12 protein-coding genes are annotated in these 14,524 nt (G+C 58.9%); all 12 read left to right on the top strand.

The window, feature by feature from the left end; genetic code table 11:
* The first annotated feature begins 81 nt into the window (after positions 1-81).
* The 12 genes from uvrB (at position 82) to ACTLLP_RS08070 (ending at position 14,505) form a co-directional block, all read left to right on the top strand.
* Entirely contained in the window at positions 82-2,124 is a 2,043-nt protein-coding gene (uvrB, locus tag ACTLLP_RS08125) for an excinuclease ABC subunit UvrB (protein WP_441058731.1), read from the top strand.
* Positions 2,106-4,943, top strand: coding sequence for an excinuclease ABC subunit UvrA (gene uvrA / locus ACTLLP_RS08120; RefSeq protein WP_441058729.1), 2,838 nt, complete (start codon positions 2,106-2,108; stop codon positions 4,941-4,943). The genes uvrB and uvrA overlap by 19 nt, the downstream gene beginning before the upstream one ends.
* A complete protein-coding gene (gene uvrC, locus ACTLLP_RS08115) occupies positions 4,940-6,805 on the top strand; it encodes an excinuclease ABC subunit UvrC (protein WP_441058727.1) in 1,866 nt (621 codons plus the stop codon). The genes uvrA and uvrC overlap by 4 nt, the downstream gene beginning before the upstream one ends.
* Positions 6,783-7,586: a Cof-type HAD-IIB family hydrolase gene (locus ACTLLP_RS08110; protein ID WP_441058725.1), complete on the top strand. Its 804-nt coding sequence runs from the start codon at positions 6,783-6,785 to the stop codon at positions 7,584-7,586. Before uvrC ends, ACTLLP_RS08110 begins: the two co-directional genes overlap by 23 nt.
* On the top strand, positions 7,586-8,542 hold the full coding sequence (locus ACTLLP_RS08105) for an ROK family protein (protein ID WP_441058723.1): 957 nt from the start codon (positions 7,586-7,588) through the stop codon (positions 8,540-8,542). Before ACTLLP_RS08110 ends, ACTLLP_RS08105 begins: the two co-directional genes overlap by 1 nt.
* A 13-nt stretch (positions 8,543-8,555) precedes the next feature.
* Positions 8,556-10,529, top strand: a complete 1,974-nt coding sequence (locus tag ACTLLP_RS08100) for an amylo-alpha-1,6-glucosidase (RefSeq protein WP_441058722.1) — start codon at positions 8,556-8,558, stop codon at positions 10,527-10,529.
* A 3-nt stretch (positions 10,530-10,532) separates the two neighbouring features.
* Entirely contained in the window at positions 10,533-10,760 is a 228-nt protein-coding gene (locus tag ACTLLP_RS08095; protein ID WP_441058720.1) for a hypothetical protein, read from the top strand.
* Entirely contained in the window at positions 10,757-11,368 is a 612-nt protein-coding gene (locus ACTLLP_RS08090) for a 50S ribosomal protein L25 (RefSeq protein ID WP_441058718.1), read from the top strand. Before ACTLLP_RS08095 ends, ACTLLP_RS08090 begins: the two co-directional genes overlap by 4 nt.
* A gap of 223 nt (positions 11,369-11,591) precedes the next feature.
* Positions 11,592-11,915: a phasin family protein gene (locus tag ACTLLP_RS08085; RefSeq protein ID WP_441058716.1), complete on the top strand. Its 324-nt coding sequence runs from the start codon at positions 11,592-11,594 to the stop codon at positions 11,913-11,915.
* A 76-nt stretch (positions 11,916-11,991) separates the two neighbouring features.
* The gene (locus ACTLLP_RS08080) at positions 11,992-13,101 is read left to right on the top strand and encodes an alkaline phosphatase family protein (RefSeq protein ID WP_441058714.1); all 1,110 of its coding nucleotides are present in this window, start codon (positions 11,992-11,994) and stop codon (positions 13,099-13,101) included.
* 175 nt (positions 13,102-13,276) lie between these two features.
* Positions 13,277-14,032, top strand: a complete 756-nt coding sequence (locus tag ACTLLP_RS08075) for an ATP-binding protein (protein WP_441058712.1) — start codon at positions 13,277-13,279, stop codon at positions 14,030-14,032.
* Positions 14,029-14,505, top strand: a complete 477-nt coding sequence (locus ACTLLP_RS08070; RefSeq protein ID WP_441058710.1) for an NADH-quinone oxidoreductase subunit NuoE family protein — start codon at positions 14,029-14,031, stop codon at positions 14,503-14,505. Before ACTLLP_RS08075 ends, ACTLLP_RS08070 begins: the two co-directional genes overlap by 4 nt.
* The last annotated feature ends 19 nt before the right edge of the window (positions 14,506-14,524 follow it).

Raw genomic sequence — 14,524 nt, 5'->3', positions numbered from 1 at the left:
TCGCGTGTGTCCACACCTCCACCGGTGAAACGGTGGGGGTGTGCTATAATATTTCACATAAGGGTGAGGCAGGTGGCAGGTATGGGGCTTTTTAAGCTGCAAACCTCTCTTACTCCGGCAGGGGATCAGCCGCAGGCCATCGCCCGGTTGGTGGATGGAGTGGAGCGCGGTTATTGTCGGCAGACCCTATTGGGGGTTACCGGTTCTGGTAAGACCTTCACTATGGCCAACGTCATTGCTCAGTTACAGCGCCCGGTCCTGGTTATAGCTCCTAATAAAACCCTGGCGGCGCAACTCTGCAGCGAGTTCAAAGAGTTCTTTCCTGAGAATGCCGTAGAGTATTTCATTAGCTATTACGACTATTACCAGCCGGAGGCTTATTTGCCTCAGGCCGATCTTTACATCGAAAAAGACGCCCTTATCAACGAGGAGATTGATAAGCTCCGGCACGCGGCTACGGCGGCGGTGCTGGAACGACGGGATGTCATCGTGGTGGCCAGCGTTTCTTGTATCTATAGCTTGGGTAACCCGGTTGACTACCAGCAGCAAATGGTCTCCTTGCGACGGGGTGAATGTTACGATCGCGATAGGATACTCCGCCAGTTGGTGCGAATTCGCTACGAGCGCACCGACGGCGACTTTACCCGGGGCAAGTTTCGGGTGCGAGGAGAGGTGTTGGATGTTTTCCCCGCTTCCACTTCTGAGCGAGCCGTCCGGGTGCGGTTTTGGGGCGACGAAGTGGAGCGCATCCAGGAGTTCGACCCGCTAACCGGCGATGTTTTGGGAGAGCGGTACCACGTTTCTTTCTTCCCCGCGACCCACTACGTGACCGACCCCAAGCGGCTGGATTGCATAGTAGCCGCGATTGAGGAGGAATTGGCTGAGCGGGTGGCCTGGTTTCGCTCTCAGGATCGGCTGTTGGAGGCGCAGCGTTTAGAAACTCGCACCCGCTACGATCTGGAGATGCTGCAGGAAGTGGGTTACTGCAAGGGAGTGGAGAATTATTCTCGCTACCTGACGGGGCGAGCTCCGGGGGAACCCCCTTATACTTTGTTGGATTATTTCCCTGAGGATTTCCTGATTTTTATCGACGAGTCGCACGTCACGGTGCCGCAACTGCGCGGCATGTACGAGGGAGACCGCTCGCGCAAGGAGGCGCTGGTGGAGTATGGTTTTCGCTTGCCTTCGGCTTTTGACAACCGTCCTTTGAAGTTCGAGGAGTTTATGGAGCGAGTGGGCCAGGTAATATTTGTTTCCGCCACCCCAGGACCTTACGAATTGGAGCATAGCGAGCGCGTGGTGGAGCAAATCGTGCGTCCCACCGGGCTAGTAGACCCCCCTATGCTGGTGCGTCCCACCCAGGGGCAGATCGATGATCTACTGGGGGAGATAAGGAAGCGGGTGTCAAGGGGAGAGCGGGTGCTGGTGACCACTTTGACCAAGCGGATGGCGGAAGATCTGGCCGATTACCTGCGGGAAATGGAGGTTAAGGTGCGCTATCTTCACGCCGACATCGATGCTCTAGAGCGTATGGCCATAATCCGGGACTTGCGCCTGGGGGTCTTTGACGTATTGGTGGGCATCAACCTGCTGCGCGAGGGGCTGGATCTGCCCGAGGTCAGTTTGGTAGCCATCCTGGATGCCGATAAGGAAGGGTACTTGCGTTCCGAACGTTCCCTGATTCAGATAGCGGGAAGAGCGGCTCGAAACGCTAACAGCGAGGTTATTCTTTACGCCGATCAGGTCACCCAGTCCATGCGACGAGCGATAGAGGAGACCGAGCGCCGCCGCTGCTTGCAGCTGGAGTATAACCGGAAGCACGGTATTGTGCCTCGCACGGTGCAAAAGCCGGTGCGGGAAGTTATCGAGGCTACTAAAGTGGCGGAGGAAAAGGAAGCTTACGGTGCCCTCCGGCCCCGCGAACTCCCCCTTCCCCAACTCAAAGCTTTGGCGGCGTCCTATGAGCGGCAGATGCGCGAGGCGGCCAAAGGACTGGACTTTGAATTGGCGGCTCAGTTGCGCGATATCTGGCTGGAACTAAGGGCAGAGTTGGTGGCGCGGGGAGTTAAGGTGCGCGGAGGCCGAGGAAAGAAGAGGTGTGCTGGATGCGAGACGCCATTATAGTGCGGGGAGCTCGGGTGCACAACTTAAAGAATATCACGGTGGTTATACCGCGAAATAAGCTGACGGTGATTACCGGGCTTTCTGGCTCGGGCAAGTCCTCGCTGGCTTTCGATACTCTTTACGCTGAGGGGCAGAGGCGCTACGTAGAGTCTCTCTCGGCTTACGCCCGTCAGTTTCTAGGTCAAATGGATAAGCCTGACGTGGATGAGATAGAGGGGCTTTCACCGGCTATTTCGATCGATCAGAAGACCACCAGCCATAATCCCCGCTCGACGGTGGCTACGGTCACGGAAATTTACGATTACCTGCGTTTGCTTTTTGCTCGGGTGGGACAGCCGCACTGCCCCCAATGCGGCCGCCCTATCGCCAGCCAGACGGTCTCCCAGATGGTGGATCACCTGCTGCAACTCCCGGAAGGGACGCGGCTTCAGGTGCTAGCGCCGGTGGTGCGGGGAAAAAAGGGGGAACACACGCGGGTCTTCTCCGAAGCGCGCCGGCAGGGATTTGTGCGTATGCGGGTGGACGGGGAGATCGTGGATCTGGAAGAGGAGATCAAATTAGATAAGAACCGCAGGCACAATCTGGAGCTGTTGGTGGACCGGTTGACGTTGAAACCCTCCGCCTGCTCGCGCTTGGCCGAGGCTCTGGAGACGGCGCTGCAATACGCCGAGGGCCTGGTGCTGGTGCTAGCGGAAGGGGAGGGCGAGTTTCTCTTTTCCAGTCGCTTTGCCTGTCCCATCTGCGGGGTAAGCCTGCCCGAACTTTCGCCGCGACTGTTTTCCTTCAATAGCCCTTACGGTGCTTGCCCGGCCTGCACCGGACTGGGGGCGATGCTGGAGATAGATCCGAAACTATTGGTGGACTATAGGCGCTCGCTGGAGGAGGGAGCGGTAGCCGGGTGGTCGGCCCTTTCCCATCAGTTCTATCTGCTGGAAGGGGTAGCCCGTCGCTTTGGCATTCCGCTGGAGGTGCCGTTTGGCCAGTTGGCGCCGGAACAGCAGCGACTTATCCTCTATGGCACCGGCGAAGCCAAGGTGCACTTCGTTAGCTACGATTTTTACGGCCGGCGCCGGGAGTACACCGCTCCCTTTGAGGGAGTGATTCCCTACCTCACTCGCCGCTACCGGGAAAGCAATTCCGAACAGGTGCGAGCGGAGATAGAAAAATTTATGTGCCCGCGAACCTGCCAAGTGTGCCAGGGAGCGCGCTTGCGCCCGGAAGCCCTGGCGGTACGGGTGGGGGGGCGGAACATTTACGAGGTGACCAACCTTTCGGTGCGAGAGGCTCTGGATTTCTTCCGGCAATTGAAACTCGACGAGCGGAAAAGCATAATCGCTTCCCGCATACTGAAAGAGCTCGTGGCGCGGCTGGGCTTTCTCACGGATGTGGGTTTGGACTACCTCACCCTGGACCGAGCGGCCAACACTCTCTCCGGTGGCGAGGCTCAACGCCTGCGTCTGGCTACCCAGATCGGCTCGGGGCTGGTGGGGGTCATTTACATCCTGGACGAGCCCAGTATAGGGTTGCATCCGCGGGATCACAACCGCTTGCTCAGGACCTTGAAGGAGTTACGTGACCTGGGCAACACGGTCATCGTGGTGGAGCACGACCGTGACACTATACTGGCAGCGGATTACGTCATCGATATAGGCCCAGGGGCTGGGGCCAACGGGGGGAAAGTGGTGGCTACCGGGACGCCGGGCGAAATCATGCGCCACCCTGCTTCTCTCACCGGTCAGTATCTCAGCGGGCGCCAAAGCATTCCTTTACGTCCTCGCAGGCGACCGGGGGAACGCTGGATCAAGCTTAAGGGTTGTAGCGCGCATAATTTGAAGGGGATTGAAGTGGCCTTCCCTTTGGGGCTCTTCATTTGTGTCACCGGGGTTTCCGGTTCGGGTAAGAGCACTTTGGTGAATGACATCCTTTACCGGGCGCTGGCGCGGGAACTACATGGGGCCAGGGAACTCCCTGGTTCTTATTCCGGGCTGGAGGGGCTGGAGCACTTGGACAAGGTAATCAATGTGGATCAATCTCCTATTGGCCGGACGCCACGCTCCAACCCGGCCACCTATACCGGGGTCTTCACCGAGATCAGGGAGCTCTTCGCGCAACTGCCGGAAGCCCGGGTGCGGGGCTATAAGCCGGGGCGGTTTAGCTTTAACGTGCCCGGCGGGCGCTGCGAGGCTTGCCGGGGTGACGGCATCGTGAAGATCGAGATGCACTTTCTTCCCGACGTTTACGTGCCCTGCTCGGTGTGCAAAGGCGAGCGCTATAATCGCGAGACGCTGGAGGTTAAATTCAAGGGAAAGAGCATTGCTGAAGTGCTGGGAATGACGGTGGACGAGGCTTTGATTTTCTTTGCTAACTTTCCTAAGATATACCGAAAGCTTAAGACTTTGCAGGATGTGGGCCTGGGTTATATCAAGTTGGGGCAGCCAGCCACCACTCTTTCCGGGGGCGAAGCCCAACGGGTTAAGCTGGCGGCTGAGCTCTCAAGGCGGCCCACCGGGCGCACTCTCTATATCTTGGATGAGCCCACCACCGGTCTGCATTTCGCCGATGTGGCTCGGCTCCTCGACGTGCTCCACCGCTTGGTGGAGGGAGGCAACACGGTGGTGGTGATCGAACATAACATGGAAGTCATCAAAACGGCGGACTACGTGGTGGACCTCGGTCCCGAGGGGGGAGAGCGGGGCGGCGAGGTAGTGGCTACCGGTACCCCGGAAGAAGTGGCGGAGATGCCCTACTCGCACACCGGGCGCTATCTACGCCAGGTGTTGGCTGATGCAGAGGTAATTTCCAAGAAGGTGGGAAGTTGAGCAAGGAACTGATGCACAAGGCTCAAAAACTCCCGGCCGAACCGGGGGTCTATCTTTTCAAGGATGGAGAGGGCCGGGTGCTCTACGTGGGCAAGGCGGCTTGCCTGCGCCAGCGCGTGAAAAGCTATTTCCAGGCCCACCCTTCTCCGAAGGTGGAGGCCATTCTGCGCCGGGCCAGCGAGTTGGATTTTGTGCTCACCGGTAACGAGGTGGAGGCTCTTATCCTCGAAGCCAATTTGATTAAACGTTACCGGCCCCGCTACAATGTGGTGCTCAAAGACGATAAGAGCTACCCTTACATAAAGGTGACGGTGGGGGAAGATTATCCCCGCGTGCTATTCGCTCGCCGCCGGGACGACCCAACTGCTCGCTATTTTGGCCCCTACACCCGGTCCGGCGCCGTGTACGAGACTTTGCGGTTTCTCCGCACTCTTTTCCCTTATCGCTCTTGCTCCGGTATCGTTCCGCGTCCTAACTCTCGTCCTTGCCTTAACTACCACATTAAACGTTGCCCTGGCCCCTGCACCGGGGCAGTCGATCCCGAGGAGTACCGGCGCAATATCGAGGCTCTCTGCCTTTTCCTGGATGGGCGCTACCGGCAGGTGATCCGCCGGCTGCAGCAGGAGATGAGAAGGGCGGCGAGAGAGTTGGCTTTCGAGCGGGCGGCGCTTTTCCGCGACCGGCTAGAGGCGTTGGAGTTGGTGCTAAAGCGTCAGCGAGTGGTGGCTCCTCGGGCCGAAGATTTGGATGTGGTGGCGGTGGCGCGCCAGGGGGATCGAGCTCAAGCGGTGGTGCTCCTGGTCCGGGAGGGGCGGCTGGTAGGGCAGGAGAGCTTGGCCTTGTCGGCCGCAACGGCGGAGGAGGTCGAGCTGTTGACGGAGTTCCTCAAGCAATACTACGGGGTGATAGCTTCTTCTTTTCCCCGGCAATTGGTGCTCCCCTGTTTTCCGGAGGAGGATTTGACCGAGCTCTGGCGGTCCCGTTCCGGTCATGAGGTGAAGGTGCTGGTGCCGCGCCGAGGGTATAAGAAAGAACTGGAGGAGTTGGCGGTTAAAAACGCTTGGGCTGCTTTAAACGAAGAGGTGCTAGAAGCCGAGGCCCGGACGCAGTCCCTGGTGGAGTTGGCTGGAGCTCTGGGGCTGGCCCGGGTACCTTACCGCATCGAGGGCTACGATGTATCGCATTTGCAGGGGGTGGCTCCGGTGGCGGTGATGGTGGTTTTCGTGGGCGGAAAGCCTCACAAAAGTAGTTACCGGCGCTTTGCTTTGATCGCGAGCGGCCATCCCGATGATTACCGCGCTTTACGTGACACCTTTCGCCGCCGCTTCACGCGGGCTCGCCAGGAGGAAGAGGCTCTGGCCCAGGGGAAACTTTCTCCCTCGCAGGCTAAGTTTTTGCCCCTTCCCGACCTAGTGCTGGTGGATGGAGGAGCTGGCCAGGCGGGAGTGGCTCGTGAGGTCTTGGATGAGTTGGGTTTTTATGATCTACCCGTCTTCGGCTTGGCCAAAGAGGAGGAGAAGCTTTACCTTCCTCACCGAGCCGCCGATCCCATCGTTCTTCCCCGGCGTAGTCCGGCCCTGCACCTTCTGCAGCGAGTGCGCGACGAGGCTCATCGCTTCGCTTTGGGCTTCCACCGGCGCAAGTGCGAACGAGAGAGCTTGCGCTCGCAGTTGGCGGACATCGAGGGGATAGGCCCCACCCGCCTCTCGGCTTTACTGCGAGCCTTTCCCAGCCTGGAGGTTTTGCGCGCTGCCGGGGTGGAAGAACTGGCCCGGGTTCCTGGGATGAACCGTCCCGCGGCTGAAGCGGTGTACCGCTATTTTCACGAGGGGGAGAGTAATGATCAGGCTGATCGCTGTTGATCTCGATGATACTCTGCTAGATCCGGAGCTGCGGATAACTCCCCGAACCCGCAGGGTTTTGCAGGAGGTGCAGCGGCGGGGAGTCCGGGTGGTACTGGCCACGGGGCGCATGTACCAAGCTACTGTTCCCTACGCTGCGGAATTGGGGCTGGAGGGACCGATTATCGCTTATCAGGGGGCCTGGGTCAGGGACTTTCCGGGGGGGAAAGAGCGGCTGCATTTACCTGTTCCCCTTGACCGGGCGCTGGAGGTATTGGAGTACCTCACTCCCCTGGGCTTCCACCTGCAGGTGTACGTGAACGATCGTCTTTATTGCGCCCGCTACACCCCCGAAGGGGAGCGCTACGCTGTTATGTGCCGGGTTGAGTTTCAGGTCGTGGGTGACTTGTGTAGCTTTCTTCGCTCTCCTCCCACCAAGATTCTAATGGTGGCGCCGGAAGAGGAAATAGACAGGCTTTTACCTGGGTTGAGGGCTCGCTTCGGGGAGGATTTGCATCTGGGCAAGTCCAAGCCCTATTTTCTGGAAATAGCTCATCCACGAGCCACCAAGGGCGAGGCGCTGGCTTACTTGGCTCAGCAGCTGGGCTTGGTTGCGGAAGAGGTTATGGCCATCGGCGACGGGTATAACGATATCTCTATGTTCCGCTTCGCCGGCCTGGCGGTGGCCATGGGTAACGCTAGACCGGCGGTTCAAGACGAGGCTGATTTTGTCACCGCATCGCACGCCGAAGAGGGGGTAGCTCAGGCGTTGGAAAAGTTTGTTCTTGGGGGTAAAGCTTAATGTCGGATTACGTGGTGGGCATTGACTTGGGAGGCACCAAGATTTACACCGCTCTGGCTACCTTGGACGGGCAGGTGCTGGCTGAGGTCAAGGTATCTACCCAGCCGGAAAAGGGGTATCGGGCAGTCCTGGAGCGGATGGTGGCTACCGTGGAAGAGGTGAGGCGCCAGGCGGCGCGTGAGCAACCGCCGCTGCGCGTGGGGCTGGGAGTTCCTGGACCCCTCGATCCGGTGCTGGGCGTGGTGCACGTGGCTCCCAATCTGGGCTGGCGCGATATGCCCGTGAAGCGCGATATGGAAGCGCTTTTGGGGGTACCGGTGTTTTTGGATAACGATGCCAACCTGGCCGCGTGGGGAGAGTATCGCTTCGGTGCTGGTCAAGGGGTGAGGCACCTTATTTATTTGACGGTGAGCACGGGGATAGGTGGAGGTTTGGTATTGGAGGGTAAAATTTACCGGGGAGCCAGCTATTTGGCCGGGGAGATCGGCCATATAACCCTTTGGCCCGAGGGGCCGCGCTGTCATTGTGGCAATTACGGCTGCCTGGAGGCGTTGGCATCTGGTACGGCGCTGGCGCGTGAAGCCCGGGAGTTGGTGAGTAAGGGTAAGGGGAAAGGGATTTTGAGCCAGGCTGGAGGCGATGTTGCGGCCATTACTGCCCGAACGGTGGGTATGGCGGCGGCCGCTGGTGATCCGGAGGCCTTTGCTCTTTTCCAGGAAGCTGGCCGTTGGCTGGGTATTGGGTTGGCTACTTTGCTTAACCTTCTAAATCCCGGGGTTATTGTGTTTGGCGGCGGGATGATGGCCAGCTCGCCTTTCTTCTGGGATCGGATGGTGCAGGAGATGCAGCGACGAGCTCTGCCCGCCACCGCTTCGGCAGTGCAATTATTGCAAGCCAGCCTGGGAGGGCGTTCCGGGGTATTGGGAGCGGTGGCCCTGGCGCTGGAGCCAGTCTAGGGGGTGGCAACGAGTGTCTAACCTTTATCATTTCGGCAAGGAAGCGTGGCGTCGCCCCGAACTCGGCTGTGAGCGGGAGTGGCTGGTCAGTAACGGCCTGGGGGGCTTCGCTTCGGGTACCCTGCTGGGCGCCAACACGCGCCGCTATCATGGCCTCTTGGTGGCCGCGTTGCGCCCGCCGGTGCAGCGTTACCTTTTATTGGCAAAGATAGGCGAGCAGGTGCTGGCCGGGGGGATCTCGTATAATCTCTCCAGCAATTATACGCGAGCTGGCCTTTCGGAACAGGGGCATATTTATCTGGAACATGTGGAGATCGATCCTTTCCCCACCTTCACTTACCGTTGCGGGTTGATCTGGTTAGAAAAGACCATCTTTATGCCCCGCTACCGTAACGCTACCGTGGTGCGCTATCGCTGGTTCAACGGGGGCGGGCCGGCCGAGCTCCGCCTCTGGCCTCTGGTAAACTACCGGGATTACCACAGCAATACCTATTGCGGCTCCATAGCTTTTCGCCAGGAGAACCTGAATAGCGGAGTGGTGATATGGGGTCAGGAGGGCTTACCGCCCCTTTTTCTCTGCTCCGGCTCAGGCGCTTTTTCTGCCGCGCCCGATTGGTATTACGGCATGTACTATCCGGTGGAAGCGGAGCGGGGTCTTAATCCTTACGAAGACCATTACCTGCCGGGCTATTTCACCGTTCCTCTTCCTCCAGGGGAAGAGAGGGAGACGGTAGTGACGGCGGCGGTGGGAGAAGCGCTGGGACCGGAACAGGCGACTGAGCTCTGGTATCAGACTCGCGAGCACCTGAAAGAAGTGGAGCGCCGGGCTGGGTACCAGGATTCGCTAGCCCGGGAGTTGGCGCGGGCGGCTGACGCTTTTCTGGTGCGTCGCTCCTCTCCGCCGTCCGTTTCGGTCATAGCTGGCTACCCCTGGTTCACCGATTGGGGGCGCGACGCGCTCATTGCCTTACCAGGCTTGACTCTGCTAACCAAACGCTTTGAAGAGGCTAAGGAGATTCTCTCGCTGTACGGGTCCACGTTGAAGGAGGGGTTGGTGCCCAACTTCTTCTCCGACGAAGGCGAGCCTAGGTACAATTCGGTGGACGCTTCCCTCTGGTATTTCTACGCCGTGCAGCAATACTGGCGCTACACCAGGGACGAAGATTTTCTACGTCAGTCGGCCTGGCCAGTGTTGCTGGAGATTTTGCGGCGTTACATGGAGGGCACCCTTTACGGAATCCGCATGGACGCTGCCGACGGTCTGTTGCGGGCGGGGGAGCCAGGCGTGCAACTGACCTGGATGGATGCCAAAGTGGGAGACTGGGTAGTGACTCCCCGCCAGGGCAAGCCGGTAGAGGTTAACGCGTTATGGTACAACGCCGTGCGCTTTGTAGAGGAGCTGGCGCAGCGCTGGAACCAAGCCTTCCCTTATCCCGGCTTAGGCGATAGAATAAGGGAAGGGTACCGCAAGTTTTGGTGCCCGGGGGGATATCTGGCCGATGTGATTGACGATGAGGGTCGTAGGGATTACTCTTTGCGGCCCAATCAGGTTTTGGCTGTCAGTCTGCCCTATTCTCCTCTTTCGCAGGAGCAAGCGCGGATGGTGATGCAACGGGTGGAAGAGGAACTCTACACCCCTTATGGGCTTCGCTCGCTTTCTCCCCGGGACCCGGCTTACAGGGGGAAGTATAAGGGTGATGTGTTGCAGCGCGACGCCGCTTATCATCAGGGAACGGTGTGGAGTTGGCTTCTTGGCCCGTTCATCACCGCTTACTGCAAGGTGTTTGCTGGGGAACGGGAGTTGAGCCAACAATTGCGTCGTTTCTTCGGCCCTCTGCGGGACCACCTGGGCGACCACGGGGTGGGCTACGTCAGCGAGATTTTCGACGGGGACGAACCTTTTTGGCCCCGGGGGTGCCCAGCGCAGGCGTGGGGGGTAGCTGAATGGCTGAGGGCCTACGTGGAGACCAGTCAGGAGGTGGAGTAAGTCTTGGCGGAGGATTGCTGTCCCCTATGCGGTCAGCGGGGCTCGCCGGTACCCTTTAGTGAAGTCAAGCGGCGGGCCCTGAACCATTGCGGTCACGAGGTGCCGGAAGGGCAATATTACCTGTGTCAGAACCAGGATTGCCCGGTGGCCTATTTCGGCCCTGTGGCTCTTTCCCACCGGGATTTGAGGCAACAGCAAGAAACCAACTCTTCAGGAGGTGAAGTGGAGTGAAAGCGCCTCTGGTGGTGCAAGCGCGTTCGCGAAGAGGTAAAGGGTACCGTTTGAAATTGGCCGCTGAGGGCAAAATCCCCGCGGTGGTTTACGGCAAGTCCTTGGGCAACGTGCCGGTAGAAGTGAATCTGAAGGAGTTGCGGAAGCTGCTGGGCGGGGAGGTGGTGCGGGGCAAGCTGGTGGATCTGAAGATAATCGGCGACGGTTGGGAGCGGGAGGAGAAGGCCATCATCAACGAGGTGCAACAGGACCCCCTAACCGATGAACCCATCCATGTGGACTTCCACCAGGTTTCTTTGACCGAAGAGGCCACGGCCACCGTGCCGGTGGAGTTAGTGGGTGAGCCGGCGGGAGTGAAGCAAGGAGGGATTCTTGAGCAGCACCTCTGGGAAGTGGAGGTGGCTTGCTTGCCGACTGCTTTGCCCGAAGCCATACGGGTGGACGTTTCTGCGCTCGGAGTGGGCGACACTCTTTTCGTCCACGACCTGCCCGTACCTCCGGGGGTGAGGCTTTTGCTCGAGCCGGGGGAAGTGGTGGCCTCGGTGACGGCACCAGCGGGGGGCCAGGCGGAAGCCGAGCCGAAGACTGAGCCGGGGGAGACCGCTTAAGCCCGCGGTTGGTCTATAGGCGTGGGGGCTTCAGGGTTTTTAAACTGGTGCGCTGCTGTGGGGAGCCGGGCCTGCACCGCCGGTATGTGCGCGCCGATTCGGGCTTATTTTGTCCGGCGGCGCTCGCCGCTGCTTGGCGGGAAAGCCCGATCGGAGTTGCAGCGCAGCGGTTGTTTAAGATAAACTGGTAACGAAAAAGCTTTTCGCTGGAGGGGGGAAGAGGATGGCAGGGGTGCTGCAGGAAGCGATGTGGGTTGGCATAGGAGCTTTCTCTCTGACCAAGGAGAAGATGGAGAAGCTGCTGCAGGAGCTCCGTGAGAAGGGCAAAACCTCTTCGCGCGAAGTCCGCACCTTGTGGCAGGAGCTCAAAGAGCGAGGCGCGAAGGAGCACACTCGCATGTGCCAGACCACCAAAGCGAAGGTGGAAAAGATGCGCTCCCAACTGGGGTGGGTTTCCCGGCAGGAATGGGAGGATCTCATTAAGCGCATCGAGCGTTTGGAGGCTTTGCTGCAAGAGAAGGGGAGCTCGGCTACCGAGACCCATTAAAACTCGATAAGGTTCTAAAGGCGCCCTTCTCTTCCATAAACTAGGCTTAGATGTGGATTGAGGGGGGCGCCTTGGCGTGTTACGGCGCTTGCTTATCTTGCTAGCCTTGTTGTTGGCGGGTGCTCTGCCGGTTCAGGCCGAGGAGGCGGCTCCGGCTCACTCGCAGCGCTTTTTTTTGTTGGTCATCGATGGATTGGAGCGCCAGGTGGTCAATCCGGCTCACACTCCCAGTATCAGCGGACTGGGGGCGGCCGGGGTGCGAGCGGATAAGGTGAGCGGGGTTTATCCCGACACCCCAGCGTCAGCTTTGGCTACTCTCTTGACCGGCGCCACTCCCGATCGTCACCGCTGCTTCTCCTTTCAGGAAGTACCTGCCGTTCCGGGATTGCCCCAAGTCCTAACCGGTAGGTCTAATGCGGTCTTTTTCTTCCTTTCCGGTCGCGAGGAGTGCCCGAAATCCTGGGCAGGCAAGGGGAAAATGGTGCGGGAGGCGGATGACGCTGCTCTAACCGCCAAGGTGCTGGCTTGCCTGCAAGAGCAACAGCCTTATCTGTTGGTGGTAGTCTGGCGCGGCCCGGCGCTGGTGCGGGTTGCCGGGGGGAGCCAGCAGGACTACCTGCGGGCGGTCAAAGAAGCCGATACGCAGGTCGGGAGGTTGTTGCAGTTGTGCTACGGGCGGCAAATTTTTGAACACACCTGTTTTGTCCTGGCGGGCACTACCGGCGACCCTTATTTGGCCGTTAAGGCTCCAGAATTACGGGCCGGAGTTTCTCTGCCCCCGGTGAGTCTTAGCGACGTGGCCCCTACTCTGGCCTATTTTATGGGGGTGAAGCTCCCGGCTGCCGAGGGGCAGGTGCTGTGGAACGCATGGAAGCCCGGTCCCGAGCGCAGCGAAACCTACCTTTTGGAGCTCCGGGTGAAGGAGCTCAGCGAGGCTCTCTACACGGCTCAGGGCACTTTGCGGTCTTTTCTGCGGGAAAAGGAGTTTTTGACGCAAGAGAAGAGTAGAATTGCCGGTGAGCAAGAGGAAATCCGCCGGCTTATCGAGCGGAAAGAGGAGCTCATTGGGAACCTGCGGCGCCGGCTCTGGTTTTGGAAAGCGGCGCTGGTTGGGATGCTGGTTTTCTCGCTCATAGGCTACTGGTGGGAGTACCGTTTTCTCCGGCGCCGTCACCTGATGTTCTAAAAACCTCCCTCAAAGGTTTCTCCTCCTTATACCCTCTTTTTCTACACCAGTTAAAGTTTTTTTTCTGCGTTTGAGCGAGCAATTATGCCCGCTCAAGCTGGCCACCCTCGCTGCCTCTTTGAGGGCGTGTTAAAACTATTCCTAAAGCTATGGACATTGGTAGGGGATTGAAGCGGTGCGAGGGGTTAAGCTTGCCATCTCGGGCAAAGGAGGGGCGGGGAAAACCACTTTGGCGGCCGCCTTGATTAGGGCTTACGCTGCCACCCATCGGCGGGTTTACGCTGTGGACGCTGATCCGGACGCCAGCTTAGCGTTGGCGCTTGGCCTTACCGAAGAGGAGGCCGATCGCATTGTCCCGGTGGTAAAGTTGGGAGAAAAGATCAAAGCGGTTATGGGGGGCGAGGGTGGCTTTTTTACTCTGAACCCCCCGGTGGCCGAAGTGCTGGAAGAGTTCTGTTTTTGCGTTGGAAATATTTTTTTTATGCGTTTAGGAGAGGTCAAAAAGGGAGGAACCAGTTGTTACTGCCGGGAGAATGCTTTTATGCACGCTTTGATCAATGCCCTCTTATTGGAGCGGGATGAGGTGGTGGTGATGGATACGCCGGCTGGGATAGAGCATTTTTCGCGGGGGACGGCTCAGGGTGTGGATATCTTGCTCATTGTCACCGAACCCAATCGCCGCAGTTTGCACACGGCGCTCCTGGTGGAGCGTTTAGCCGAAGATCTGGGAATCCGGCGGGTTGCGGTGGTGGGCAATAAGGTGCGTACTCCACAAGAAGAGGAGTCGATCCGTCGGAGCTTCCCCGGCAAGGTGCTGGCCTTGCTTCCTTACGACGAGTTACTGTGGTCTGGAGATGGAGCGGGGGGTTCGAGCTTTCAGGAGCGGGTACGAGAAATAAAAGCAACTTTAATGGAGGGACGCTTGCAATGAACGATAAAGTGGCGGTCACGAGGGAGATAGTGGCTCGTTACAAGGGACGTGAAGGGGTACTTACCCATGTGCTGCAGGACGTACAGGGGCGCTTTGGCTATCTACCTCCGGAGGCTATGGCGGTGGTGGCCGAGGAACTCGGTATGTCGCTGGCCGAACTTTACGGCATGGCTTCCTTCTACGCCCGTTTCTACTTTGCGCCCCGGGGGCGTACGGTTATCAAAGTGTGCCGCGGTACGGCCTGCCACGTTCGGGGCTCGGAGCGCGTCCTGTCCAGGTTGTCGGAGGAACTGGGGCTTAAAGCGGGAGAGACTTCGCCCGATCTAGAGTTCACTTTGGAAGCGGTTAACTGCGTGGGTTGCTGCGCCCTGGCACCGGTGGTGATGGTAAACGATAAAGTGCATACCGTGGGTAACCCGGCGCGGTTGCTCGCTTCTTTGAAGCGAGGGAATGGACATGAGCAGAATAGCTAGCCTTCAAGAGCTGGAGGAA

The organism is Desulfothermobacter acidiphilus, from assembly GCF_052073645.1.
Taxonomy (GTDB): Bacteria; Bacillota; Desulfotomaculia; order Desulfotomaculales; family Ammonificaceae; genus Desulfothermobacter; species Desulfothermobacter acidiphilus.
The sequence above is the reverse complement of the archived record's forward strand: the minus strand, read 5'-3'. Positions and strand labels throughout refer to the sequence as shown.

Excerpts from the sequence above, each read along its gene's own strand:
- uvrA (WP_441058729.1), top strand. The coding sequence starts at position 2,106 with ATGCGAGACGCCATTATAGTGCGGGGAGCTCGGGTGCACAACTTAAAG.
- uvrB (WP_441058731.1), top strand. The coding sequence starts at position 82 with ATGGGGCTTTTTAAGCTGCAAACCTCTCTTACTCCGGCAGGGGATCAG.
- ACTLLP_RS08105 (WP_441058723.1), top strand. The coding sequence starts at position 7,586 with ATGTCGGATTACGTGGTGGGCATTGACTTGGGAGGCACCAAGATTTAC.
- ACTLLP_RS08070 (WP_441058710.1), top strand. The coding sequence starts at position 14,029 with ATGAACGATAAAGTGGCGGTCACGAGGGAGATAGTGGCTCGTTACAAG.
- ACTLLP_RS08085 (WP_441058716.1), top strand. The coding sequence starts at position 11,592 with ATGGCAGGGGTGCTGCAGGAAGCGATGTGGGTTGGCATAGGAGCTTTC.
- ACTLLP_RS08110 (WP_441058725.1), top strand. The coding sequence starts at position 6,783 with ATGATCAGGCTGATCGCTGTTGATCTCGATGATACTCTGCTAGATCCG.